General features: G+C 54.7%; 21 protein-coding genes and 1 other annotated feature. Of the genes, 1 reads left to right on the plus strand and 20 read right to left on the minus strand.

Features of this window, described 5'->3' with window-relative positions; all coding sequences use genetic code 11:
• Positions 1-5: 5 nt before the first annotated feature.
• The 14 genes from D3P09_RS03635 to lspA form a co-directional block, all read right to left on the minus strand.
• On the minus strand, positions 6-2,915 hold the full coding sequence (locus D3P09_RS03635) for an FtsX-like permease family protein (RefSeq protein ID WP_120107281.1): 2,910 nt from the start codon (positions 2,913-2,915) through the stop codon (positions 6-8).
• A gap of 2 nt (positions 2,916-2,917) precedes the next feature.
• On the minus strand, positions 2,918-3,997 hold the full coding sequence (locus D3P09_RS03640; protein WP_120107283.1) for an efflux RND transporter periplasmic adaptor subunit: 1,080 nt from the start codon (positions 3,995-3,997) through the stop codon (positions 2,918-2,920).
• On the minus strand, positions 3,963-4,736 hold the full coding sequence (locus D3P09_RS03645; RefSeq protein ID WP_120107285.1) for an ABC transporter ATP-binding protein: 774 nt from the start codon (positions 4,734-4,736) through the stop codon (positions 3,963-3,965). The genes D3P09_RS03640 and D3P09_RS03645 overlap by 35 nt, the downstream gene beginning before the upstream one ends.
• 192 nt (positions 4,737-4,928) lie before the next feature.
• The gene (locus D3P09_RS03650; RefSeq protein WP_120107287.1) at positions 4,929-6,659 is read right to left on the minus strand and encodes a methyl-accepting chemotaxis protein; all 1,731 of its coding nucleotides are present in this window, start codon (positions 6,657-6,659) and stop codon (positions 4,929-4,931) included.
• A 206-nt stretch (positions 6,660-6,865) separates the two neighbouring features.
• Positions 6,866-7,513 carry an orotate phosphoribosyltransferase gene (gene pyrE / locus D3P09_RS03655; protein WP_120107289.1) on the minus strand — a complete coding sequence of 216 codons (648 nt, stop codon included), beginning with the start codon at positions 7,511-7,513 and terminating at the stop codon, positions 6,866-6,868.
• A complete protein-coding gene (gene pyrF / locus D3P09_RS03660) occupies positions 7,506-8,240 on the minus strand; it encodes an orotidine-5'-phosphate decarboxylase (protein WP_120108484.1) in 735 nt (244 codons plus the stop codon). The genes pyrE and pyrF overlap by 8 nt, the downstream gene beginning before the upstream one ends.
• Positions 8,241-8,311: 71 nt before the next feature.
• Complete coding sequence (gene carB / locus D3P09_RS03665) at positions 8,312-11,530, minus strand: carbamoyl-phosphate synthase large subunit (protein ID WP_120107291.1); 3,219 nt, start codon at positions 11,528-11,530, stop codon at positions 8,312-8,314.
• Positions 11,517-12,662, minus strand: coding sequence for a carbamoyl phosphate synthase small subunit (locus D3P09_RS03670; protein WP_120107293.1), 1,146 nt, complete (start codon positions 12,660-12,662; stop codon positions 11,517-11,519). Before D3P09_RS03670 ends, carB begins: the two co-directional genes overlap by 14 nt.
• Positions 12,663-12,716: 54 nt before the next feature.
• Positions 12,717-14,000, minus strand: coding sequence for a dihydroorotase (locus tag D3P09_RS03675; protein ID WP_120107295.1), 1,284 nt, complete (start codon positions 13,998-14,000; stop codon positions 12,717-12,719).
• 79 nt (positions 14,001-14,079) lie between these two features.
• Positions 14,080-14,979 carry an aspartate carbamoyltransferase catalytic subunit gene (locus D3P09_RS03680; protein WP_120107297.1) on the minus strand — a complete coding sequence of 300 codons (900 nt, stop codon included), beginning with the start codon at positions 14,977-14,979 and terminating at the stop codon, positions 14,080-14,082.
• A 7-nt stretch (positions 14,980-14,986) separates the two neighbouring features.
• Positions 14,987-15,553: a bifunctional pyr operon transcriptional regulator/uracil phosphoribosyltransferase PyrR gene (gene pyrR / locus D3P09_RS03685; protein WP_120108486.1), complete on the minus strand. Its 567-nt coding sequence runs from the start codon at positions 15,551-15,553 to the stop codon at positions 14,987-14,989.
• Between the two features lie 361 nt (positions 15,554-15,914).
• Positions 15,915-17,150 (minus strand): LL-diaminopimelate aminotransferase, encoded by a 1,236-nt coding sequence (locus tag D3P09_RS03690; protein WP_120107299.1) that lies wholly within the window; start codon positions 17,148-17,150, stop codon positions 15,915-15,917.
• Between the two features lie 181 nt (positions 17,151-17,331).
• On the minus strand, positions 17,332-18,279 hold the full coding sequence (locus tag D3P09_RS03695; RefSeq protein ID WP_120107301.1) for an RluA family pseudouridine synthase: 948 nt from the start codon (positions 18,277-18,279) through the stop codon (positions 17,332-17,334).
• Positions 18,276-18,782, minus strand: a complete 507-nt coding sequence (gene lspA / locus D3P09_RS03700) for a signal peptidase II (protein ID WP_120107303.1) — start codon at positions 18,780-18,782, stop codon at positions 18,276-18,278. Before lspA ends, D3P09_RS03695 begins: the two co-directional genes overlap by 4 nt.
• 220 nt (positions 18,783-19,002) lie before the next feature.
• Here lspA and D3P09_RS03705 point away from each other — a divergent pair, with 220 nt between their 5' ends.
• Positions 19,003-19,731, plus strand: coding sequence for a TraR/DksA C4-type zinc finger protein (locus tag D3P09_RS03705; RefSeq protein ID WP_120107305.1), 729 nt, complete (start codon positions 19,003-19,005; stop codon positions 19,729-19,731).
• Positions 19,732-19,734: 3 nt separating this feature from the next.
• Here the strand turns inward: D3P09_RS03705 and D3P09_RS03710 are convergent, their stop codons facing one another.
• The 6 genes from D3P09_RS03710 to D3P09_RS03735 form a co-directional block, all read right to left on the minus strand.
• Entirely contained in the window at positions 19,735-20,103 is a 369-nt protein-coding gene (locus D3P09_RS03710) for a DUF5665 domain-containing protein (protein WP_243643890.1), read from the minus strand.
• A gap of 165 nt (positions 20,104-20,268) precedes the next feature.
• The gene (gene ileS / locus D3P09_RS03715) at positions 20,269-23,361 is read right to left on the minus strand and encodes an isoleucine--tRNA ligase (protein ID WP_120107307.1); all 3,093 of its coding nucleotides are present in this window, start codon (positions 23,359-23,361) and stop codon (positions 20,269-20,271) included.
• A 52-nt stretch (positions 23,362-23,413) separates the two neighbouring features.
• Positions 23,414-23,717: a binding site (T-box leader), on the minus strand.
• 70 nt (positions 23,718-23,787) lie between these two features.
• A complete protein-coding gene (locus tag D3P09_RS03720) occupies positions 23,788-24,291 on the minus strand; it encodes a DivIVA domain-containing protein (protein WP_120107309.1) in 504 nt (167 codons plus the stop codon).
• A gap of 123 nt (positions 24,292-24,414) precedes the next feature.
• Positions 24,415-25,197 carry a YlmH family RNA-binding protein gene (locus D3P09_RS03725; RefSeq protein ID WP_120107311.1) on the minus strand — a complete coding sequence of 261 codons (783 nt, stop codon included), beginning with the start codon at positions 25,195-25,197 and terminating at the stop codon, positions 24,415-24,417.
• Positions 25,198-25,209: 12 nt separating this feature from the next.
• Complete coding sequence (locus tag D3P09_RS03730) at positions 25,210-25,476, minus strand: YggT family protein (RefSeq protein ID WP_120108489.1); 267 nt, start codon at positions 25,474-25,476, stop codon at positions 25,210-25,212.
• A 13-nt stretch (positions 25,477-25,489) separates the two neighbouring features.
• Positions 25,490-25,975: a cell division protein SepF gene (locus D3P09_RS03735; protein WP_120107313.1), complete on the minus strand. Its 486-nt coding sequence runs from the start codon at positions 25,973-25,975 to the stop codon at positions 25,490-25,492.

The following is a 25,975-nucleotide window of genomic DNA, read 5'->3' on the forward strand; positions in this document are numbered from 1 at the left end:
GGCCGTTAACGCTCCTCTCCCATTTTCACTGCTTGATGCACCTTCAGCCTGCGGATATGCAGGAAGAGCAAAGTCGCACCGACCAGCATCATAACGCCAACGACAATAAAGAGCTGATTCGTATCCTTAGCCTCGAAGATGACACGGAACGGAGGAACCGTCTCCGCGACATTCTCCGTCGTCTGCAGGAACGGCAAGTAGAGTCTGCTGACTATCTTGCCGATCAGGACGCCAAGTCCTATCGCAAGGCCTGCCGTGAACAGCTGCTCCAGCAGAAGCATGCCGGTCAGCTGCTTGCGCGATAAGCCCATCGCACGCAATACGCCGAACTGCACGACCCGGCCCGACAGGTTAAAGAACCAATAGAGCACATAACCGGCCAGCGTAATGACGACCGATACGAGGAAGCCTAGGCTCAGGATTCCGAAGACGCCGCCTCTGGTCGGATGCTTCGATTGGATCAGGAGCTCATTGCGGACATCCTTAATGCTTGCAATCTCCATACCGGCCTTTTGCAGCCCTTCGACTAAAGGAGCGGCAGGCGCATCGGGATCCATCTTCAGCCACACTTGGTAAGGCATCAGCGGTATATTATCGAATATATAATCAAGGTTCGTAATAATAAACGGTGCCTTATCCGGATATAGACTCGGCCAGTACGGCAGAATGCCGACGACCGTGAATTCGACCATGCCGTCAGTGAAGCCTACAGAGACAAGATCTCCAAGCTTCAATTGATACTTGTCGGCCACGCCTTTCGGAACAATGGCCGCATGCTCGAACAATCCCAGGTTGTGCAAATAATAGTTCGGATGCACAGGATACAGATCATCGCGGAACCATGCGACTTCCGAGAAGTCTTTGTTGTCGATGCCCAGCACGTTGCCTTGGCCGATCGACTTGCCGGAGATGACGATATTGCCTTTCGCAGTTAGGACACGGGCGGCAGCTTCTACGCCCGGCAGATCGCGGTAAAGCTCGAATGGCGGTTCTGTATACAGGATGCGGGATGGTACTCCGCCTCCATTGTTGCCGCCACCGCCACCGCCGTTGCCTCCACCTCCGCCGCCATTGCCTCCACCGCCGTTGCCTCCATTGCCGCCACCGCCGCCATTGCCTCCACCGCCGGAAGGCGGCTGGGTAATCTCGGGCGAGCCGTGCCATACGGTCTCAATAACGACATCTGATCCGTATTTATATAGAGTGCGTTCAGTAGAGTTCAAGTCGATCGTTCTTGCTGCCGACGCATTGTAGACACCAAGGCCAAGCGTCAGAACAAGCAGAATCATCAGAGGGTAATACCCCTTAGACGAACGTGACAGTTGAGTCAGCGTCAAGTACAGCGGCACCGGAAGGAATTTGCGTCCCAGCCAGTTGAACAGCTTCAGCAGCCACGGGAACAGACGCAGGAAGAACAGCCCCAGCGCGAAGATCGACAGCGCCGGCACGAAGAACAGGAACGGCTGAACGTTCAGCTGATCCGTCGTCATGCCAGTCTTGAACGTCAGCATCTGGCGTTCATTGAACATATACCAGCCGTATCCGGCTGCCGCCAGCAGCAGAACGTCGAGGAACCAACGCTGCCAGACCGGCTTGCGGTCAGAGCGCGCCAGGTCCTGCTTATAGCTGACGATAGAAGCGCGGGCATACATGATGGCTGGAATAACGGTAGCCATAATCGCTAGCAACACGGCGCTTCCGCCGGCAATCATCGCTTCTGTGGAGAAGCCTACCGGAATCGACTTCCGGTTGACGAACGACAGGAAGCCGTTGGCGGAGCCGATACTCTTCGCCATGAACCAGCCGATGAATGGACCCAGTCCAAGCGCGACTGCGCCAAGCAGCAAGCCTTCAAGCAGATAGATCCATATAATCTGCCTCGTGCCTGCGCCGCGGCTTCGCAGCACGGCAATGTCGCTGCGCTGCTTGTCGAGCGATTGGCGGGCATTCATCGCGATGAAGAAGAACACCATCGCAATCATTGGTGCCGCAAGCGTGAAGAGCAGCGTCTGCAGCTGCAGGCTTTGCTTCTTGAACTCCGTCAGGATGGATGCGAATGAAATTTCTACACGCGTATCCTTCAGGCGTTGATACAGCTCAATGTCCATACGGCTCAGCGTACGGCCGAGCGGCGAGAGCTGGCTCGTCTTCACCTCGGAAAGATCGAAGGAATAATACCAGCCTGCATTATGAATCGGAATCTTGCTTTGCTCCATCAGCTGCTTCTGGAAGGTCTCCTCGCTGACTTGCAAGGTATTGTACAAGCTATCGAAGCCTTGATACCAATATTCATCCGCGGCATTGATCGGATCGACGGCGCCGACGATCTGAACGCGAAGCGTCAGATTCAAGCCGCCATATACCGGGTATTCGAAAATATCGCCGATATGTACATCATTGCGGAACATCGCTTCTTGCAGCATGACAGCTTCGATGATATCCGACTTGCCGGCGCCTTCCTCGAACCAGCGGCCTTGAACGATCTCTGCATGCTCCTTCAGCTCTGTCAGGGACATAATCGTCAGTTGGCGGCTGCGGCCGGCGTCAACCTTGCTTGGATCTTCCGGCACGACATCGGCGCTGCGGATCGAGTAGTTTTTCAGAAAAGTGGTGTATGTAAAGCCGATGTCTTGCGGAATTTCCGTTTTGATATACTCATTCAGCGCGGACAGTGCGCCCAGGTCGGTCGCCTGCCCCGGAGTAGACTGATAGCGGATCAGCAAGGAGCCGGCGGGCATGCCTTCGCTCTTCTCATGCAAGGACTCGGCTACTACCCGCTTAAGGGCTCCATCCGCATACATCGGTATGCTCGTCGCGAAGGCGACAGCCAGGATCAGCCCCGCCAGCGTACTTAACGTCAACCATCGCGTATTCCACATCTTGCGGAATAAGAATCGAAACAGCGGAATACCCATGGTTATTGACCTACGACTTTCTGCCCCGGCTTAAGCCCTTGTAAAATCTCCACTTGAGTAGCCGTCTGCTGACCTACTTGAACGTCCACCTCGCGCTTTCCGTTCTCGTCTACAATCTGCACATAGGTGCGTGACCCGATTTTGCGAAGCGTCGACGGCGGAATAACAATCGCATTTTCGGTGCGCTTCAGAATGACGTTGATCGCTACCGGAGTGCCGCGGTTCAGATCCTTCGGCAGCTTCGGAATATCCAGCAGCATAAAGTCTTCCGGACGCTCAGGCTTGTTTTCGCCATTGCCGCCGCCAGGGAAGCCTCCTCCGCCGTTGTTCTGCTCGGTCGATTTCACGGGCAACTGCTTGACCTTGCCTGTGAGCTTGCCTACGCCTGTAATGGTAACTTCTACTTCCATGCCTACCGCAACCTTCTCAAGCTCGGTTTTGGTCAGCTTGGAAGCCGGGGTAATAAGTGTCGTATCCGCTACAATCGCAATAGGATCGTAAGCCTTCACGGTATCGCCCTTCTGTACGCTAAGCGATACGATCGTTCCGGAGAACGGAGCGACCAGCGTCCCTTTCGAAATCTCTGTCTCAAGATCGGCGAGCTTCTGGCGCTTCTCCTCGAACAAGATTTGCTTCTCCTCGAATTCCAGCGGCTCCATCGTGTCGCGGTCGCGAAGCGTCTGCTTCATGTCCGTCTCATCGCGGCGGAATGCAAGACGGTCGTTTCTCAGCTGCTTCTCCAGCTGCTCTACGTCCAGCACTGCAATAATATCGCCAGCGGACACTTTGTCGCCGGTTTTGACGTAGACCTCTTTAACATGCTTTTCGCCAAGAGTGAAATAAAGCGTTTCTTCCTCCATGGAAATCAGCTTGCCAGTAAGCGGAACGCCCTGTACCAGATTGCCTGTAGTGACCTCATACTCCGGCTTCTTGGAAATTTGCGCCGGTATGATCTCCGGCAGTACTTCTTCTTCCTTCTCCTTAGGCAGCAGCGAGCAGCCGCTTGTAAATACGATTGTTGTGCTCATTGCAACTATCAATGAACGTTTAAATAAACTTCCCGTCCACCATTTCATAGACATGATCGGCAACCTCCAAAATTGTAAGATCGTGTGTAGTCATACAGATTGAGACATTTTCAGTGCGAATAATATTTTGAAAGACTGCCATAACCTGCGCAGACATCGCCGTATCCAGCTCGGCGGTAGGCTCGTCGGCCAGCAGCAGAATCGGCTTGTGCGCGATCGCCTTGGCAATCGCCACGCGCTGCTGCTCGCCCCCTGACAGCTCGAATGGCCGGTGATGCATCCTCTTCTCAAGTCCGACAAGCGTCAGGCATTCCTCTACGCGTTCCTTCCACTGCGACCTCGGCGTACCCGCCATGCGAAGCGACAGCTCGACGTTCTCCCATGCGGACAGCAAGGGCATCAAGGCGAAAGCCTGGAAGATGAATCCCATGTCCCTGCGCCTTACAAGCGTTCTCTCGTCGTCGCTCTTGGTGCTGAACGGCTTGCCATTGAAAATGATTTCCCCTTTGCTGGGCGTATCGAGGCCTCCCAGACAGTTGAGCAGCGTCGTCTTGCCGGAGCCGGAACGCCCCTTCAGCATAACAAGCTGCTGCTGCTTTACTTCCATCTGAATGCCTTTCAGGACATGCAAAGACCTGCCTCCAACCTGGAAGATGCGTTCAACCTGGTTGACAGACAGCAGCGTTTTGCCGGGCTCTTGCGAAAGCCTTTCATTTGTCTGCTCTCGTTGCAAGGCTTCCTCTGATTGAGCCTCCTGATCATCGTTAATCTCGGCATTTTGTATGATGGCCATAGGCTTCTCCACTCCCCCAATCCGTTACCTAAAACTTCATAATTCTAATCTACACACATAGACGGTGATAAGTATAAAAAAGTTACGATAAGTGACATGATTTTCTAAAACATTTTTTCAGCTAATCTTCAGCTTGCATGCAAAAATCCGCCCCGGCCCATATTTCTATGGGCCAAAGCGGATAATTCGCTTCTATTTCTTCACTTTAAAATGCGATACCGCGCTGTTCAGTTCTCTTACGATCGAATCCAGCTCCTTCGACGAGGAGGAGATGCTTTCCATTAGAGCAAGCTGCTCTTCCGTTGCAGCCGCTACGCTTTCCGTCTTCTCCAGGTTGGCTGCCGCGCTTGTAGCGCCTTGCTCCACGGACGCGCTCACTTCCTCGGAGCTTGCCGACATTTGCTGTGTAATAGCCGAATTCTCTTGAATTTGCTGTGTCATTCTAGCAATCGACTCCGCAATGAGATCCAGGTTATGATTCACTTCCTTCAGGCGTTCTCCGCCGAATTCTACCTGCTCGATCGTCTCCCGCATATAGCCGGATGCCCCGGAAATCTCCTTCTGCGTGATCAGCACCAGATCGTTAATATGCTCCGCCGATTCCAGCGAGCTTGCCGCCAGCTTGCGGATCTCGCCCGCGACAACGGCAAAGCCCCGTCCATGCTCGCCTGCCCGCGCCGCTTCAATCGAAGCATTCAACGACAAAATATTCGTCTGATTGGAGAACGCCGTAATGTTCTCGGCGATGGCTCCAATCTGCTGCGAGCGGTTCTCCAGCGTTCCGATCGTGGCAGACAGCTTCGTAATGACGCTGCGGATTTCTTCCATCTGGCCTACAAGGCGCTGCAAGGACTCCTGGCCTTGATCCGCCTGCGTTGTCGTCACGCTGGACTGATCCGCAATATCCGATGTATTCTCGGCAATCCGCCCGATGCCTACCGCCATCTCTTCAATCGCGCGGGACATCTCTTCGGCGCCGCGCGCCTGGCTCTCAGAGCTGGTCGCCACTTCCTGAATGTTCTGCGCGACATTCTCCGAAGCCGATGCGGACTCGCTGGCCGCGCTGGCAAGCTGCGCGGACGATTCGCTGACCCGCTTCGTATTGCCTGCGATGCCGGTGATCAACCCGTTCATCTTCGCAATCATCTCGTCTACTGAACGCGAGATTTGGCCAAGCTCATCCCTCTTATATTTTTTGTCAGGCTCAACTGTCAGATCGCCTTCTCCGACCAGCTTGGCCTTATGCACCACTGTACGGATCGTATTCATGATGAGCTTGATCATCACTACCGAATATCCGATCAGAAAAGCGGCAACAACAATCATGGAGACAAGAGTCGACAACTGGTTCTTATCCAGATTTTTTTCAATCTGTTTAATCGTCTCTTCCGCATGGATGTCCATGCTTTCGCCCACTTCATCGATGCCGCTCCGGCTCAACTGGAAGCTGCTATCAATAAGATCGCTAATCTCGGACTTGCCGTCCTCGGCAGCCGCATACGCCTCCGTGAACCAGCTGTTAAACGCGGTGTCGAAATCATCGAAGATTTCGCTTGCCGTCTTGCCGGACGCGCCATGAGCCAGATGAAGTAGTTCCGCCTTCTCCATCAAAGCTTTGGCAGTCGCTACGCGTTCCGTTGCTTGGTCCCTGTTCTCTGTCATATCCGTTTGTGCCGCGACAAACCGTTCATGCTCCAGCTTGCCGGACTCAATCTTCAGATAAGCGACATAAGCCTGATACATGTCACGATCGGCATTCAGAATCAAGGACTCGACCTGATTGGTCGTCTCATAGATTTCTTCCGCCATAATATCGAATGTCTTTCTTTCCTCGCCCAATACATACAGGACGGACAGTGCGTAGAACAGCAGCGGCAGCGCCGCCAATAGCGCTATCTTCCAACGCAATGAAAAATTCATCATTAACCCCCAACCTTCCACGTTTCTGTAACTATCTATACTTATATCGGTTAATCACCCTACGGAAAAAAAGAGGAGAAGGCAAGAATTTTTAAGAATATTGTCGAATTTTCGGACTAGACATCAAGTCAGCGCATTCGTAGCGATAACTGCAAAAAAAAGCGTACCGTCTCCAAAAGACAGTACGCTTTTATTACATCAATTTGCTATTACTTGCCGAACGACCCCGGGTCGTTGCGCCAAGCTTGCAGCGCTGCAACGTCAGCCTCTGCTACTTTGCCAAGCTGGACAGCCGTCTCGATCAAAGCGGAATAATTCGAGAGTGTGTCTAGCGTAAAGCCTTCGTTCTCGAACGATTGAGCCGCATGTGGGAACTGGTAAGTGAAGATGGCCAGCACGGCGCTGACTTCAGCCCCAGCCTCGCGAACCGCTTGCGCCGCTTTCAGCGAGCTGCCGCCAGTGGAGATCAGGTCTTCAATAACGATTACCTTTTGACCAGGCTCAATCCGGCCTTCAATTTGATTTTGCTTGCCGTGGCCTTTCGCTTTGTCGCGAATGTAAGCCATCGGAAGATTCAGCTTCTGCGCCACCCATGCCGCATGCGGGATGCCCGCAGTCGAGGTGCCTGCAATCACTTCCGCGTCAGGAAATCTCTCGCGGATAATCGTAGCGAAGCCTTCCGCTACCAGATCGCGGATCGCCGGATATGTCATCGTAAGACGATTGTCGCAGTAGATCGGAGATTTCAGACCGGATGTCCAGGTGAACGGATCGTTCGGACGAAGCGCGACCGCTCCGATCTCCAGCAAACTTTTTGCAATTTCGTTAGGCAATGCTGCCAATGATACGTTACTCAACCGAAATCAGCTCCTCGATAATAGATTCCAATGCCTCGCGCGGCTCTGCAGCCGCTGTAATCGGACGGCCGATCACCATATAGTCCGTTCCCTGGCGCAGCGCTTCGCCAGGAGTCATAATACGGGACTGGTCGTTCAGCGCCGCTCCGGCTGGCCGGATGCCCGGCGTCACCGTCTGGAAGGAAGCGCCCAGCGCCGACTTGATGGCCACAACCTCGGATGGCGAAGCTACTACGCCGTCAAGGCCCGCAGCTTTCGCAAGCGAAGCATAGCGAAGGACCGCATCCTCCACCGTCCCCCCGATGCCGATCTGATCGTTCAGCACCGCCTGGCTTGTGCTGGTCAATTGTGTAACAGCAATAACAGCCGGCTTGGCAGTCCCGCCCGACAAAGCAGCGTCGACGCCTTCAAGCGCCGCCTCCATCATGGATTGTCCGCCGCCAGCATGCACGTTGAACATATCTACGCCAAGCTTCGTTACGCTGTTTGAGCCGCCTTTGACCGTATTCGGAATGTCGTGCATCTTCACGTCCAGGAAGACATAATAGCCGCGTTCCTTCAGGCTCGATACGAAAGCGGGACCCGCCGCGTAGTACAACTGCATGCCGACCTTCATATAGCAAGGAATGCCCTTCAGCTCCTCGATCAATTTCTCGGCCGCCGCAGCTTCCGGGTAATCCAGCGCTACCATAATGCGCTTTGCCGCTTGTTCTCTCGTCAGTGTCACAGCCATGTCCCCCTCTATATAGTGTAGAAGCTTCTGAGGCAGCCGCACGCCCCAGAAGCTTCGTTTATTGCTTACTTCTGTACAACCGGCATTGCGTGCGAGGAGAAGTTGATCGTCTCCATCATGTTCAGCAATGCGCGAACCGTATCCAGGGAGGTCATGCAGACCACGCCGTTCTCGACCGCTTCGCGGCGAATACGGAATCCGTCGCGCTCCGGCGTCTTGCCTTTCGTCAACGTGTTGACGACGAATTGCGCCTTGCCTTCGCGTACCAGATCCAGAATGTTCGGCGAGCCTTCGCTCAGCTTGTTCACGCGGGTCACATACAGGCCTGCCGCTTCAAGCGCGTCAGCCGTACCGCCGGTTGCGATAATTTTGTAGCCGATATTGTAGAAGCCGCGCAGCAATTCCGTAGCTTCCTCTTTATCCTTATCCGCAACTGTCGCCACAATCGTGCCTGCTGTCGGGATTTTCATGCCTGCGCCAATAAGTCCTTTGTACAGAGCTTTCGCGTATTGCACATCGCGGCCCATCACTTCGCCCGTCGATTTCATCTCCGGCGTCAGCGTAGGGTCAACGCGGCGCAGCTTCGCGAAGGAGAATACCGGTACTTTAACCGATACGTAGTCGTCCTCCGGCCACAAGCCGTCAGTATAGCCAAGCTCAGACAGCTTGGTGCCCATAATCGCTTGCGTCGCCAAGTTCGCCATCGGCAGGTTCGTTACTTTGCTCAGGAACGGAACCGTACGCGAGGAGCGCGGGTTGACTTCAATTACATACACCTTGTCTTGGTGGATAACGAACTGGATGTTAACCAGACCGATAACTTTAAACTCTTTGGCAATCTTGATCGTAATGTCGATGATCTGCTGCTTGATATCGTCGGACAGCGATTGCGGAGGATATACCGCAATGGAGTCGCCGGAGTGAACGCCTGCGCGCTCGACATGCTCCATAATGCCAGGGATAAGCACCGTCTCGCCGTCGCAGATGGCGTCAACCTCCGCTTCCTTGCCCAGCATGTAGCGGTCGATCAGAACCGGATGCTCCGGATTGATCTTCACAGCCACTTCCATGTAGCTAAGCAGCTCTTCGTCAGAGTAGACGATTTCCATAGCCCGTCCGCCCAGAACGTAGGATGGACGTACCAGCACCGGATAACCGAGCTTCTGCGCCGTTACAACCGCTTCATCGACCGATGTTACCGTGCTGCCTTCAGGCTGCGCGATGTTCAGCTTGCGAAGCAGTGCTTCGAACTTCTTGCGGTCCTCCGCAGCATCGATGCTCTCCAGGCTGGAGCCCAGGATGCGCACGCCCGCTTTGGCAAGCGGAGCCGCCAGGTTGATCGCTGTCTGTCCGCCGAACTGGACAATGACGCCGATCGGATTCTCTTGCTCGATAACGTTCATCACGTCTTCGAAGAAGAGCGGCTCGAAGTATAAGCGGTCGGATGTGCTGAAGTCGGTGGATACCGTCTCCGGGTTGTTGTTGATAATAACCGCTTCGTAGCCAGCTTTCTGAATGGCCCATACCGCATGTACGGTGGAGTAGTCGAACTCGATGCCCTGGCCGATGCGGATTGGACCGGAACCAAGTACCAATACCTTCTGCTTTTCCGTCTCGATGACTTCATTCTCTACTTCATAAGTCGAGTAGTAGTATGGCGTAGTCGCTTCGAATTCCGCAGCGCATGTGTCAACCATTTTGTAGACTGGCTTCAGGTTGTTTTGCAGACGGAACGCGCGTACGTCCGCTTCTGTCGTATGGCTGCCGTTCGGGAAGCCCTCCTTGCGGATTTCTGCGATGGAGCGGTCGGAGAAGCCTTTGCGCTTCGCTTCGTAGAGCGATTGCGCAGACAGCGTCGCTTCCTTGCGCAGACGGTCTTCGAAAGCAACGATGGATTGGATTTTATCCAGGAACCACCAGTCGATGTTCGTAATTTCTTGCAGCTCTTGCAGCGAGAAGCCGCGGCGGAATGCTTCCGCTACGAGGAACATGCGCTCGTCGTCCGGCTTCGCTAGGCGTGCGCGCAGCACGTCTTCCTCAAGGCCAACCGCTTCTTTCAGATGCAGACGGTGAGCTCCGATTTCCAGGGAGCGCACAGCTTTATGGATCGACTCTTCGAATGTGCGGCCGATGGCCATAACTTCGCCAGTCGCTTTCATTTGCGTGCCCAGCTTGCGGTTCGCATTGACGAACTTGTCGAACGGCCAGCGCGGGATTTTCGATACGATATAGTCGAGTGTAGGCTCGAAGCAAGCGTAAGTTTGACCTGTTACCGGGTTCACCAGCTCATCCAGCGTGTAGCCGACAGCGATCTTCGCCGCCATCTTCGCGATCGGATAGCCAGTCGCTTTGGAAGCAAGCGCCGAGGAACGGCTTACGCGCGGGTTAACCTCGATGACATAGTATTGGTAGCTGTGCGGATCAAGCGCGAACTGAACGTTGCAGCCGCCCTCGATGTTCAGCGCTCTGATGATTTTCAGAGAAGCGGAACGCAGCATTTGATATTCGCGGTCGGACAAGGTTTGGGAAGGAGCCACAACGATACTGTCGCCAGTGTGGACGCCTACCGGGTCGAAGTTCTCCATGTTGCACACTACGATACAGTTGTCGTTCGCATCGCGCATCACTTCGTATTCGACTTCCTTCATGCCGGCGATCGATTTCTCGATCAGACACTGGCTGATCGGGCTGTAGCGAATGCCGGAAGCTACGATCTCGCGCAGCTCTTCCTCGTTCGCGCAGATGCCGCCGCCTGTGCCGCCCAGCGTGTAGGCAGGACGGACGATGATCGGATAGCCGATGCGGTTCGCGAATGCTACCGCGTCTTCAACCGTCGTTACAATGTCGCTGTCCGGTACCGGCTGCTCCAGCTCGCGCATCAGCTCGCGGAACAAGTCGCGGTCTTCCGCTTTCTCGATAGCTGTCAACTGAGTGCCGAGCAGCTTCACATTTTCGCGCTCCAGCACGCCTGCGCGCGCCAGCTCCACGGCCATGTTCAGGCCAGTCTGTCCGCCCAGCGTCGGCAGCAAGCCGTCCGGACGCTCTTGACGAATGATTTGGCTGACGAATTCTAGCGTAATCGGCTCGATATATACTTTGTCGGCCATGTTGGTATCCGTCATGATCGTAGCAGGGTTGCTGTTGATCAGTACAACTTCATAGCCTTCTTCCTTAAGCGCTTGGCAAGCTTGCGTCCCTGCGTAGTCGAACTCCGCCGCTTGTCCGATGACAATCGGGCCGGACCCGATTACGAGAATTTTTTTGAGTTCATTATTTTTGGGCATATTGAAGCTCTCCTTTCAACGTCTCCGACAACACAGCCTGACGAGGTTTTTGTGGGTTGTTTTGTTTGTGCGTGCGGATCATCTCCAGGAATTCATCGAACAGATAGCTGGAGTCGAACGGTCCCGGTGCCGCCTCTGGATGGTATTGCACGGAGAAGGCCGGGAACTTGCTATGTTTAAGTCCTTCGATCGTTTTGTCGTTGTTGTTGATATGTGTAACTTCCAGCTCGGTTCCTTCAATGGAAGAATCCACTACGGTGTAGCCGTGATTCTGGGAAGTGATGTAGCAGCGGTTCGTCGCCAATTCTTTAACCGGATGGTTGCCGCCGCGATGTCCGAATTTCAGCTTGCCTGTATCCGCTCCGCAAGCCAGCGCGAACAGTTGGTGTCCAAGGCAGATGCCGAAGATCGGAATTTCGCCCAGCAGCTCGGAGATCATTTTCACCGCGTGAGGCACGTCTTTCGGGTCCCCAGGGCCGTTGGACAGCTGAATGCCGTCTGGTGCAAGGCGGCGAATTTCGTCCGCTGTCGTGTCATGCGGTACCACGACTACATCGCAGCCGCGCTGAGTGAGCTCGCGCAGAATGCCGCTCTTCGCGCCAAAGTCAACCAGCACGATGCGCTCGCGGTTGCCCGGGCTAGCGAATACATGCTTCGTCGATGTGCGCGCAACCTGGTCAGTCATCAGAGTAGACAGGCTCAGACGCTCAGCCAGTTCCTCTACACGCTCGTTGCCTGTTGTGATGAGGCCTCTCATTGTGCCGAAGTGGCGCAATTTGCGGGTCAGCATGCGAGTATCGATGTCGCTGATGCCCGGAATGCCGTATTCCTTCAGCAGCTGGCCCAGCGAGTATTGAGCGCGCCAGTTGCTTGGCACCGGCTCGTGGCGGCGTACGACAAAGCCGTGAATGTAAGGGCGAATCGCCTCGAAGTCGTCGCGCGTAATGCCATAGTTGCCGATCAGCGGGTAAGTCATCGTTACGATCTGACAACAGTAGGAAGGGTCGGAGAGAACCTCCTGGTAGCCTGTGATGCCTGTATTAAATACAACCTCGCCCATCATCTGCGCTTCTGCGCCGAAGGACAAGCCGGTGAATAACGTTCCGTCTTCCAACAATAGTCTTGCTTGCATCCGTATCACTCCTCTGGTGTTCTTTATGCTTAAAATGGTATCCGAATCTATTCCTTATTCCGACCAGACGACTTTGCCGTCTACAATCGTCGTTACCGGCCAGCCCTTAAGCTCCCAGCCGCCGAATGGCGTGTTGTTGCTCTTCGACAGGAAGGTTGACGGGTCAACGGCGCGCTCGCTTGTAAGGTCTACGACCGTCAGGTCTGCCGGAGCGCCTTGCTCAAGGCGTCCTGTCTCCAGACGGAACACGCGGGCAGGATCTTGCGTCATGCGCTGCAAGAGGAAGCCGAGCGTCCATTTGCCTGTCTCGACGAACTTCGTGTACAGAAGCGGGAAGGCTGTCTCGAAGCCGACGATGCCGAATGGCGCAAGGTCGACGCCGCGGGCTTTCTCTTCCGCGCTATGCGGCGCGTGGTCGGTTACGATCATGTCGATCGTGCCGTCTTCAAGCCCTTCAATCACAGCTTGCACATCGCGCGGCGTGCGCAGCGGCGGGTTCATCTTCCAGTTCGCGTCGTCCAGACCCGGAATGTCCTCATCCGACAGCAGCAGGTGATGCGGACATACCTCCGCGGTCACCGATACGCCGATCGATTTTGCCAGTCTGATCAAGCGGACCGATTGCTCTGTGCTGACATGGCACACATGGTAGTGCACGCCTGTCGCTTCCGCCAGCAGCACATCCCGGCCGACATGGATCGCTTCGGACTCATTAGGGATGCCTTTGATGCCGTGCTTGCGGGAGAACTCGCCTTCGGATGCCCAAGCGCCTTCCACCAGCGAATCATCCTCGCAGTGCGCGATTACCGGCATATCCAGCGATTTCGCCAGCGCCATCGCGTTTTTCATCATTTGCGCATTTTGTACGCCTACGCCGTCGTCCGTGAAGCCTATCGCTCCCGCTTCCTTCAAGGCAGCGAAGTCCGTCAGCTCCCGTCCAAGCTCGTTTTTCGTAATGGCAGCGTAAGGCAGCACTTTCACCAGGCCAGCCTCAGCCGCTTTGTCCAATACATATTTTACGGTCTCGGGCTTGTCGATGACAGGGCGTGTATTCGGCATGCAGGCAATTGTGGTAAAGCCGCCTTTCGCCGCCGAACGGGAACCCGTCACGATATCCTCTTTATGTTCAAAGCCTGGATCGCGCAGATGGACGTGCATATCGATAAAGCCTGCCGATACGAGCTTGCCCTTCGCGTCGACCAATTCGGCGCTGCCTGTGTCGATAACTCCGGCATCCACAATCTCGGCGATGCGCCCATCGCTTACGCGAATATGTTTTGGCTCCAGCTTGCCGCTCTCTTCGTTCCATACGCTGCCGTTAATAATCCACAATGACATGTCTGATCACCCTCCGATTGTATTCGCTCTGTCGCCTGCTGCCAGCGGCTCCTCGTTCAGAAGCCTGGTCCCTGCGCGCTTAGCTAAGTGCGCGTTCGATTACCGCCATTCGGATCGGTACGCCGTTCTCCATCTGAGGGAAAATGCGGGATTGCGGATGCTCCACCAAATCCCCGTCGATCTCTACGTTCCGGTTGACCGGAGCGGGGTGCATAATAATCGCATGCGGTGCGATACGCTGCGCGCGCTCTGCCGTGAGGCCGTATTGCTCGCGGTATGCCTCCGCCGAATTCAGCATGCCGCTTTCGTGGCGTTCCAGCTGCACTCTTAGCATCATGACCACATCCGCCTTCAGCGCTTCGTCCATGGAGATGTAAGGAGCGTCCAGCTCCTTCGCCTGCATGTTATCCGGTGCGCAGAAGCTCACGTTCGCGCCGAATTTGCGCAGCGCCCACAGGTTGGAGCGGGCTACCCGGCTGTGCAGGATATCGCCCACGATGGATACGTTCAGGCCGCTTAGCGAGCCGAACTGCTTGCGCATCGTGTACATATCGAGCAGCGCCTGCGTCGGATGCTCGTTGTTGCCGTCTCCCGCATTCACGAGCGGGACTTTGATTTTCTCGGCCAGCTCTGCGAGCAGCCCTGTCGGCTTCAGGCGGATGACGCCTACGTCGATGCCCATCGATTCAAGCGTCCGTACCGTATCGTAGATCGACTCGCCCTTCTCGACGCTGGAGGCCGCCGCTGAGAAGTTGATGACTTCGGCGCCCAGCCGCTTCTCCGCTACCTCAAAGGAAAATCTCGTTCTCGTGCTGTTCTCGAAAAACATGTTGGCCGCAAATTTGCCTTGCTGGCCCCCATGCACTTTAACGGGGTGCTTCTCCCAATAAGCCGCTCGCTCCAGGATGGATTCGATTTCTTCTTTGTCAAGGTCTTTCAGACCGAGCAAACTGCGCTCTTTCAGTTGTGCAAGCGTCATGTCAGGTCTACCCCCTTTGGTTGATTAAGGTCACTTGATCGAGCGTGTCGATCTCTGTTAGCGCGACTTGGATTTGTTCTTGTTTGGAGGTAGGAACGTTCTTGCCGATGAAGTCCGGTCTGATCGGCAGCTCGCGATGTCCTCTGTCGACCAGTACCGCAAGCTGGATGCTTCTCGGTCTGCCGCAATCCATCAGGGCGTCCATGGCTGCCCGGATCGTCCGGCCCGTGTACAGCACGTCGTCGAACAGGATAATGATCTTGTCTTTTGTCGTAAAAGGCACACCCTCAAGCTCGCCGAGCGCTGCCGAGACTTCCGTCCTGGTCGCCGCAGCATCGAGCCGGTCGTCCCGGTAATGCGTAATATCGAGCTCCCGAACCGGGACCGGCCTTCCTTCAATTTCTCCGATCCGTTCCGCGACGCGGTTAGCCAAATAGATGCCTCTTGTGCGAATCCCTACAATGATGCAGTCGTCGATGCCTTTGTTCTTTTCGACAATTTCATGCGCGATTCGCGTCAACGCCCGGCGAATCGCCGTTTCGTCCATTATGACCAGATGCTCTTCTTCCGCCATGCCGCTCACCTCTTCACTCAAACTGTTCTCCGTCAGCTCCGACAAAAAAACTCCTTGCGGAGTTCGCAAGGAGTTGGTGTGATTAGTCAGGAATAGAGCAGGTCCATTCTCGCGTCAAGCTTGCCCGCATGACGAACGAGTGGGTCCTGGTCCTATCCAATGATAGACCTATATTCACGCTACCTTGCCAGTCTCACGGGACTGATTTAAAGGTACTGCTCTGTATCATAGGAATTATCCCATGTCGGACGGGATAAGTCAAGAGCGTAGTGCCCTTCATATAGTCATAGTGTTGGAAATCCGTTCACGACTATACAAGGATAGCGCTGGCAATGCCATAGGCTTGCTTGTGTAACTTTTTTTAGAGGCTGAGCTTGCGGATGCGTTCCACCGCTTTCTCCGTGTTCTCCCGGCTGCCAAATGCCGTCAGGCGGAAGTAGCCTTGGCCGCTTTGGCCGAAGCCTACGCCCGGCGTGCCGACAATGTTCGCTTCGGAAAGCAGCTTGTCGAAGAAGCTCCAGGAATCCATGCCCTGCGGCGTCTTCAGCCAAATGTAAGGCGCGTTCACGCCGCCGAACACTTCAAGGCCGATGGAAGCAAGACCGTCGCGGATAATAGCCGCGTTCGTCATGTAATATTCAACGAGCGATGCGATCTGCTCTTTGCCCTCCGGGGAGTAGATCGCCGCAGCGCCGCGCTGCGTGACATACGATACGCCATTGAACTTCGTCGTGTGGCGGCGGTTCCACAGGTCATTGATCAGCACGGAGCTGCCGTTCGCATCAAGGCCTTTCAGCTCGCGTGGCACCACGGTATAAGCGCAGCGCACGCCTGTGAAGCCTGCCGTCTTGGAGAAGCTGCGGAATTCGATCGCGACCTCGCGGGCCCCTTCCACCTCATAGATGCTGTGCGGAACATCCTCTTCTTGGATAAACGCTTCGTAAGCGGAGTCGAACAAGATCAGGCAATTGTTTTCCCTTGCATAGTCGACCCATACTTTAAGCTCGTCCTTCGTAAGCGTCATGCCTGTGGGATTGTTCGGGTAGCACAAGTAGATCAGATCAACCTTGCGGTCTGGCAGGCTTGGCTTGAAGTTGTTCTCCGCCGTGCACTCCAGGTACACAATGTTCTCGTAACGTTTTGTCTCCGCATTGTATTTGCCTGAGCGGCCTGCCATAACATTCGTATCCACGTATACAGGATAGACAGGATCTTGCACCGCAATGATGCTGTCCTGGCTGAATATTTCTTGAATATTGCCCACATCGCATTTGGAGCCGTCGCTGAGGAACACTTCGTTCGACGCGATATCAACGCCGCGGGCTTTGTAATCATTTTCGATGATGGCTTGAATCAGGAAGTCATAGCCTTGCTCCGGCCCGTAGCCGCGGAACGATCCCGGCTGAGCCAGCTCGTCGACCGCTTCGTGCATGGCCTTCACTACCACTTCCGGCAAACCGCGCGTTACATCGCCGATTCCGAGGCTGATAATTTCGGCATTCGGGTTCTCCTGGGTAAACTTAGTGCGCCGTTTGGCGATTTCTGAAAATAAATAGCTGCCTTGCAGCTCCAAGTAGTTGTGGTTGATAGCTGTCATTGCTTTCACCTTTCCTTTTGTAGAATACACCTAATCTACGTTTAGGATAGCGCACTTATGTAGCGAACATAATGCAGGATATCGTCAAAAGTTTGCACTTATTTCACGATCGAAGCCATACGTCCGTTCTGGTGCAAAAAATGAAAACAGCCGGTGCAAGCGCACCGGCTGACAATTCAGCTTATCTTGATTTAAGGCTGGCGAGCACATGCTCGAAATCTTCTGGCAGCGGCGCTTCGAACAGCAGCCGCTTTCCAGTGCGCGGATGGGTGAACCCCAGCACCGCCGCATGCAGCGCTTGTCCGTTCAGCGCAACTGTCTTGTTGCGGCCGTATACGGGATCGCCCGCCATTGGATGGCCGATATATTTCATATGGACGCGAATCTGATGCGTCCGGCCTGTCTCCAGCTGAAGCTCCAGCAGCGTGTAGTCGCCGAGGCGCTCCAGCACGACAAAATGCGTAACCGCCGGCTTGCTGTTATGCTCCGTCACCGTGAACAGCTTGCGGTCGTTGCGGTCGCGTCCGATCGGCGCATCGATCGTGCCTTGATCATGCGGCACATTGCCGTGCACCAGCGCAATATACTTGCGCGTGACGGAATGCTCCTTCAGCTGCTCTGCAAGCGATACATGCGCCAGATCGTTTTTGGCTGCCATCAGCAGTCCCGTTGTATCCTTGTCGATCCGGTGCACAATGCCTGGGCGAAGCATGCCGTTAATGCCTGAGAGATCCTTGCAATGATGCATCAGCGCGTTCACTACAGTGCCGGAAGAATGTCCCGGCGCCGGATGGACGACCAGCCCTCGCGGTTTGTTGATGACGATGACATCGGAATCCTCATACACCACTTCAAGCGGGATATCCTCCGGAACGATATTGGCATCTTCCGACCCCGGCACCGTGATGACCAGCACATCGCCCAGCGCGAGCTTGTAATTCGCTTTTACCGTCTTGCCGTTTACGGTTGCCGCGCCCGCCTTGATCCATTCCTGAACCTGCGTCCGGGACAGGCCAGGCATGTCCATCGACTCGGCAATCCATTTATCAATTCGCTCGCCCGCATGCTCGGACTCCATCGTCCATTCTACGAGGTTCGCGTCATCTTCTTGCTGTAAGTTGCTGTTCATACTCCGTTTGGCTCCTTGTTGTCCTGTCCTTGCGCGAGCTTCTCCTCGCGGGCGCTAAGCAGCGCATCCAGCAGAATAAGTCCCACGCCGATGACAATTGCGGAATCCGCAATGTTGAAGATCGGGAACGTATAGCTGCCGAAGTTGAATTTGAAGAAATCGACAACCTCGCCGAAGCGTACGCGATCGATGAAATTGCCTATTGCTCCGCCCAGTACCAGCGTCAAGCCGATAAACAATCTTGGCTTGCCTGTCTTGCGCATCGTGAAGATGTACCATACCAGTCCGGATACGATGGCAACGGTAATAATAATAAAGAATAGTCGCTGGCCTTCCAGAATGCCGAAAGCAGCTCCGCGATTGCGGTGCGACGTAATGAGGAAGAAGTTGCCGATTACGCTAATCTCATCGTACAGGTTCATTTTTGTTGCCACGATTTTTTTGGTCACGTAATCCAGAATGAGTACGACCACAGTAATGAGGTAGTAATAGTAATAGCGCATCTGATCACTCCTAAAAAAGGTAACTTGCGTACGGTTATGCCATCAGTAGAGCATGGCGATTATCCGCTTCACCTAGTGTAGCATAGGGAAGCGGATAGAAACCAGTTATATCCTGAGCGGATGGTCTCAGCTGCCATCCAGCCATGTCCATACTGAAATCGCCCGCTTCGGCAAAAGCTAATGGAGCAATCATGTATGGTGTAAAGGACGGTGCATTCTTATGTCTAATCCATCAAGCTCCCAGCTCGAACTGCTGCGTCTCCGCCTGCAGGAAGAGCAACAGGAAATTGAATCCCGATTGATCCAAAACCAGCATTATGGCAAAGGCGATTCCATGCGCGATGAGAGCGGCGAATTGTCGCTCATTGACAATCATCCCGGCGACGTGGCCACCGAGCTGTACGAGCGGGAGAAGGATATCTCCCTGCTGGAGCAGGAAGAGCTTCATCTACGCAGGATCGAAGCCGCTCTCGCCGCCATGGAGAATGGCAGCTATGGCGTCTGCGCCGTCTGCGGGGAGCCTATCTCCTATGAAAGGCTCGATGCTGTGCCCGATACCCTCTATTGCGTCAGCCATACGCCAAGGAATATCGTGTCCGACCGCCGGCCGGTTGAGGAGACTTTCCTGCAGCCGCCTTTTGGGCGGACGAGCATGGATGAACACGAAGGCGGCTACAACGGTTTTGACGGCGAAGATGCCTGGCAGATCGTTGAATCCTGGGGCAACGCCGATTCTCCGGCGATGTCGGAGAATCGGCACGCTACCGATTATGAGCATATCGGGATTGAATCCGAAGAAAACGACGGTTATGTGGAATCGCTGGAGAGCTTCCTTGCCACAGATATTACAGGCCGCTATGTATCCGTAATCCGCAATCGCGAATATGAGCGTTATATGCAAAGCGAGGAAGGCGATCACATGCTGGAGGAAGAGGATAATCAGGCTTAGCGCCTAATAGCTCTTCCCTTCCAGCTGAATCTGTACGATGCGTACGATATCCGCGATGTAATCCCCGATAATGGGAAGATTGAGCGCGCCCAGAATTTGCAGCACATACAGAATCGTTGCCGCAAAAAACGTAAACCCGATTGCGATGCCGACGCCCCTCGCCACACCTGAGAGCAAATTGCGCCAGATAAGCGAGAACGGGCGATTCAGAAGATCGACATATTCCGCGATATGGGTTCGTTCCATCTCTGAAGCAATATGCTGCATTCGCTTGTCGAGAGCTGCCAGCGATTTCTGCAGCACCGTCAAGTCGCCTGCTTCCTGTTCAGGGAGCGGATGCTTTCCCTTGCCATGATCTCTTCTCTTCACCATTCCCATCACCTCCGGTTTAAAGCATAGAAGCCCGCTCCGCCAGCATGGCGGGCAAGCGGGCTTCTTCCTGTAGGCTTAGCGCCTTAGCCGTCTTAACCTACTTCCTAACGGAACATGCAAGGCCGGCTTGGCGGCTGGCATTTGCATTTGTTCCCTTACTATTCCCTAACCTTTGATGAAAATGCCTATTTCCTTCTCTCCCAGCTTTACTCTTTCCATACCCTCAAAAGCTTCGAACGAAACGGATTGAAGCAGGACATTGTCATGCAGAACGTCCGAGAACGCTTCAAGCGCAGCCTTCAGCTCGCTGTCTGCATCCAGCGCGAGATCCACGCGCTTCTCGATCGGCAGATCCTGCTTCTTGCGCGTATCCTGCACAGCGCGGATTACTTCACGCACCCAACCCTCTTGCTCCAGCTCAGGTGTAATGTCCGTATTCAGCGCTACAGTCATACCGCCGCCGGATGCCGATGCGAAGCCGGACTTCGCTTGCTTCTCCACAAGCAGCTCATCCAGGCTGATCGACAATGCTTCTCCGTCAGCAGTCGTGAAGCCAAAGCTGCCGCCGGTTACCACCCCGCGAGCCTCGTCCGCAGATAGCCCTTTCAGCGCGCCTTGGATCGGACCGACATGCTTGCCGTATTTCTTGCCTCCAACCTTCAGATTCAGCTTCAGGCTGAAGTCGACGAAGCCGCTGTCGGAATGCTGAACGACAATGCTCTTCACATTGATCTCGTCCTTGATAATATCTTCGTATTCCGAAATCGGGAATTCGCCGTCCAGCGATACGATCAGCTCGGACAATGGCTGGCGCGTCTTGATCGACGTCTCGTTGCGCACGTTGCGCGCGAGCTCGACGATGCCCTTCGTGCTCTCCATATCGCGCTCAAGCGTCTCATCGATTACCGATTCATCGGCAACCGGGAAGTCCGCCAGATGCACGCTTCCTTCTCCGCCCAGGTTGCCGTATACATCATCCGCAAGCAGCGGAGCGTATGGCGCAATGAGACGCGACAGCGTCAGCAGCACGTGGCGAAGCGTCTGATAAGCTGCCACCTTGTCTTCCGTCAGTCCGCTGCCCCAGAAGCGGTCGCGGGAGCGGCGGATGTACCAGTTGCTCATCTCGTCGACGAACTGCTCGATCAGCTTGGCCGGATTGAGGAAGTCGTTCACCTCAAGGCCTTTCGTAACCGACTTGATCAAACTGTTCAGGCGCGATACGATCCAGCGGTCCAGCTTGTTGCCGGATGCCTTCTCCGCATGCTCCTCCGGCTTGTAGCCGTCGATGGAGGCATACAGGGCGTAGAACGCATGAGTATTCACGATTGTGTCGATGACCTTCGACTTGGCTTCGCCTACGATGCCTCTGGAGAAGCGCTTGCTGTTCCATGGCGCGCTGTCTGCCAGAAGAGCCCAGCGGAAGGCGTCCGTGCCGTATTCATTAATAATTTCCCACGGGTCGATGACGTTGCCCTTCGACTTGGACATCTTCTGTCCATTCTCGTCCAGAATATGGCCGGTGGAGATAACCGCTTTGTAAGGAGCTTTGCCATTGTAGAGCGTCGATACTGCAAGCAAGCTGAAGAACCAGCCGCGTGTCTGGTCAATGCCCTCGCAGATGATGTCCGCCGGGTATTGGTCCTGGAACTGCTTCTCGTCGCCGAACGGATGGTGCTGCTGGGCGAACGGCATGGAGCCGCTGTCGAACCATACGTCGATAACCTCCGGCGTGCGTCTCATGACTGCGCCTTCGGCATACGGCGATTTCAGCAAAATATCGTCTACATAAGGCTTATGAAGCTCGATATCTTCCGGTACATCGCCTACCGCGCGTGCGCGCAGATCCGCGATGCTCTCCGGCGCGTATTCCTTGCCTGTCGCCTCGCACACCCATACGTTAAGCGGCGTGCCCCAGTACCTGTTGCGGCTGATATTCCAGTCCACCAGATCCTCCAGGAATTTGCCGAAGCGCCCTTCGCGGATATGCCCCGGATACCAGTCAACGCTGTTGTTGTTGGCGATCAGCTGATCCTTAACCGCAGTTGTCTCGATGAACCAGCTTTCTGTCGCGTAATAGAGAAGCGGCGACTTGCAGCGCCAGCAGAACGGATAGCTGTGCTCATAGCGCTCCTTGGAGTACAGGAGTCCCTTCTCGCTCAGCATCTTCACGATGTCAACGTCGCAATCCTTGACGAAGCGTCCTGCCAGATCCGTTACCTCGTCGATATAACGTCCGGCATTGTTTACCACGCTCAGCATGCTGATGCCGTTCGCGCGCGCAACCTTGTAGTCATCCTCGCCGTGCGCCGGCGCGATGTGAACGATACCGGTACCGCTTGTGTCGCTGACGAAGTCGCCGGTGATCACAACATGGCCCTTCTCGATCGGCACATAGCGGAAAGGAGGCTCGTAAGCCTTGCCTGCCAGCTCGGCGCCCTTCAGCGTGGACAGCACCTCGTAATTTTCCTTCAGCACGCTTTCCGCGAGCGCTTCTGCTACGATGTAGACTTCGCCGTCCTTCGATGCTCGAACATAGTCAAGCTCCGGATTAACCGCGAGCGCTACGTTGGCCGGAAGCGTCCAAGGCGTCGTCGTCCAAGCGAGCACATATTCACCGGAATCGACCAGCTTGAACTTGGCCGTCGCGCTCAGATCCTTCACATCCTCGTAGCCTTGCGCCACTTCATGCGAGCTTAGCGTCGTCTGGCAGCAAGGGCAATACGGGCTGACGCGGTGTCCGCGGTACAGCAGGCCTTTCTTGTGAATCGTGGACAGAATATGCCATACACTCTCGATATATTCGTTCTTCAGCGTAATGTACGGATTGTCGAGATCCGTCCAGTAGGCGATTGCCTCCGTCAGCTCGCGCCACTGCTTCTCGTATTCGAATACGCTGTCTTTGCATTTCTTCACGAACGCTTCTACGCCGTAATTCTCAATCTCTTGCTTGCCGGAGATGCCCAGCTGCTTCTCTACGCCAAGCTCGACTGGAAGGCCATGCGTATCCCAGCCCGCTTTGCGGACAACGCGGTAGCCCGCCATTGTTTTGTAGCGGCAGATGAAGTCCTTGATGACGCGTCCCAGCACGTGGCCGATATGCGGCGCGCCGTTCGCAGTAGGCGGACCTTCGTAGAAGACGAAGTTCGGCTTGCCCTCCCGGTTCAGTATCGATTGCTTGAACGTATCATTTTCTTTCCATTGCTGGAGCACGCGCAGCTCGCGGCTGCGTGCGCGTTCCTTAACGTCTACGCGTTGCATGTGTCATAACCCCTTTCCAGTCTCGAAAAAATAAATAAAGCCCCGTCCCTGAAGAAGGGACGAGGCTATTCTCGCGTTACCACCCTTGTTCCGCTTATCCCCTTCATGAAGAAGAGCTCGGCAGTGTCTCATAGAGACAATGCGATCTGCGGCACTTAGCTGCGAATCTGGCATGATTCGCTTGTCCCTGTAACGGAGGACAGCCCGTCGACGCTTAATGCCGCTTGAGAACAGCGGGTTAGGCGCCTCTTCTCGGAGATGATATTCCGTAATGGCTCATACGCCGGACTTGCAGCAATCATCCGGCTCTCTGGGGAATGAACGCATAACGTACTTGTTCTCGTCATGGAAGTTCGTTTGATTGTAATAGTATAGTTATAGCTTATGTCGCAGCTTCTTGTCAAACGGGCTTCCGCCCATTCCTCATTAACCGCGCAGAAGCTCGCGCTCCGGATCACGCGCCACGCTCGCAGACTCCAGCGAATCCCAGCCGTCCTGCGTCAGCAGATCAAGCTGCGCCTCGACAAGCGTACGGAAGCGCGCACGGTAGATCGAAGCTTGCTTCTTCAGCTCTTCAACCTCCAGCGATACTTTGCGGGATTTGTTCAGCGAGTCGTTCACGATGCGGTCGGCGTTCTTCTCCGCTTCCTTAATAATCAGCTGCGCTTCCTTTTTCGCATTGTTGCGAACCTCGTCGGCCGCTTCTTGCGCGACGATAATCGTCTTGCTCAGCGTCTCTTCGATGTTGGAGAAGTGATTCAATCTCTCCTGCAGCGCCAGCATCTGATTTTGGATTTCTTTGTTCTCGCGAATGAGCGACTCGTAGTCTTTGATCACCTGGTCCAGGAACTCATTTACTTCATCCTCGTCATAGCCGCGCAGACGGCGCGAAAACTCCTTGTTATGTATGTCCAATGGCGTAAGCGGCATTGGCGCACCTCCCTATTCCTGTTATGGTTCCCCACGCAAGCGGCGGTAGCCATCGCACGTTCACCACCGCCTGCATTCCGATGAGAAGAGATTCGACAGTCCCTCGCTTTTTCCTGCATCCAGTCAAATAAATTTGCCGATCTTTACACGAATTCTGCCTTTTTTTGTCACGCCGTCGACTTCAAGCACCTTAAATCGACCAAGGCCCTTGAACGATACCGTATCGCCTTCCTTGAGCGGCTCGGACGGATCCTCCTCCGTCTTCCAGTTGATTCGGCAGCGGCCCGCTCTGATCGGATCTACAATCTTCGAGCGGCTAATGCGGTACACGTCGCTGGCGATGCCGTCGAGCCGCATGGAAGCGACCGTGAAGCTCATCTCCTCCAGCTTCGACACAACTGGCTTCAATCCCTCAAGAGGCAGAATATCCGTCAGCACATTCAAGCGGTGCACTTGACGGAGGTGTATATTCAAATAATCGGCAATCTCGTCCGTAACCATAATATGCGCGAACGATTCATGGACATGAATATCCCCAATTCGGTCGCGTTTGATGCCAAGACCCAGCAAGGCGCCAAGGAAGTCGCCATGATCCAGTTCCAGATGGGTCGCCCCTGCCGCTCTCGCCTCCAGAACGGCAATTAGCATCGGCTCGTTGTCCAGGTCCCGATAATCTGGCGCGATCAGCGCACGCTTGCGCTCTGCATCCGCATAACCGCCATCCAGCCGCAATTGCACATCAGCATTGCGGTTCGCCAGCATTTCCACAATCTGAGCTTGTCTCGGGTCCAAAAAATCGGTCCGCTTCAGCTCATGCTGCATGGCGGACCGATCTATCCATTCCAGCGCCCGGTCGACAAACGCCTTCTCCTCGGGGTGAAAATGATTATAAATAGCTGATTTCATATCGCTGATCCTCTACAGAAGCAGGAATTCAAGCACAGACTGCAAGCCGATCACGATGAACCGCAGCGCAAAGATCGCGATGATCGGGGACAAATCAAGAATGCCGCCGATAGGCGGAATAAATCTTCTAAAGATACCGACATACGGCTCGACAAGCCGTCCAAGTATTTGCCCGATAGCGCTCTCACGAGCATTGGGAAACCAGGATAACAGAACGTATCCAATTATCAGATAGCTGTATACGTTGGCCGCTGTGCCGATAAATCCATAAATAAACATTTCCAATCCAAGGTCACCTCATTTTGTTGTAATCGATCTCCTCTGCCAGCATTTCCGTAATGGCACCTTGAATTTCAACCGTGTCCGGTGTGCACAGAAAAATGTTAGGACCGAGCTTGGAGATGCTGCCGCTTAAAGCGTACACTGTACCGCTTAAGAAATCAACAATGCGAAGGGCGAGGTCACTTCTGACGCGCTGCAGGTTAACAATGACCGCACGGCGCGAGCGCAGATGATCCGCAATCTCCTGCGCCTCGTCATAGGAACGAGGCTCGCTGAGAACGACCCGAACGTTTTTCTGCGAGTGGATGCTGACGACATTGCTGCCTCCACCGGAAGCGCCGCCCGTAATTCCGCTATTGTTCCTTAAGTTTCTACGTGTCTCGAACGGCGAGGTTTCAGACTCTTGTTCTTCCGTTTGCGTGACGCGCTCCCGCTCGACTACTTCTTCCTCTTCCTGCAGGCCAAAAAAGTTCATAAACCGGTTCATGACGCTCAT

The sequence above is a fragment of the Paenibacillus pinisoli genome, assembly GCF_003605435.1.
In the GTDB taxonomy this organism is placed as follows: Bacteria; Bacillota; Bacilli; order Paenibacillales; family Paenibacillaceae; genus Pristimantibacillus; species Pristimantibacillus pinisoli.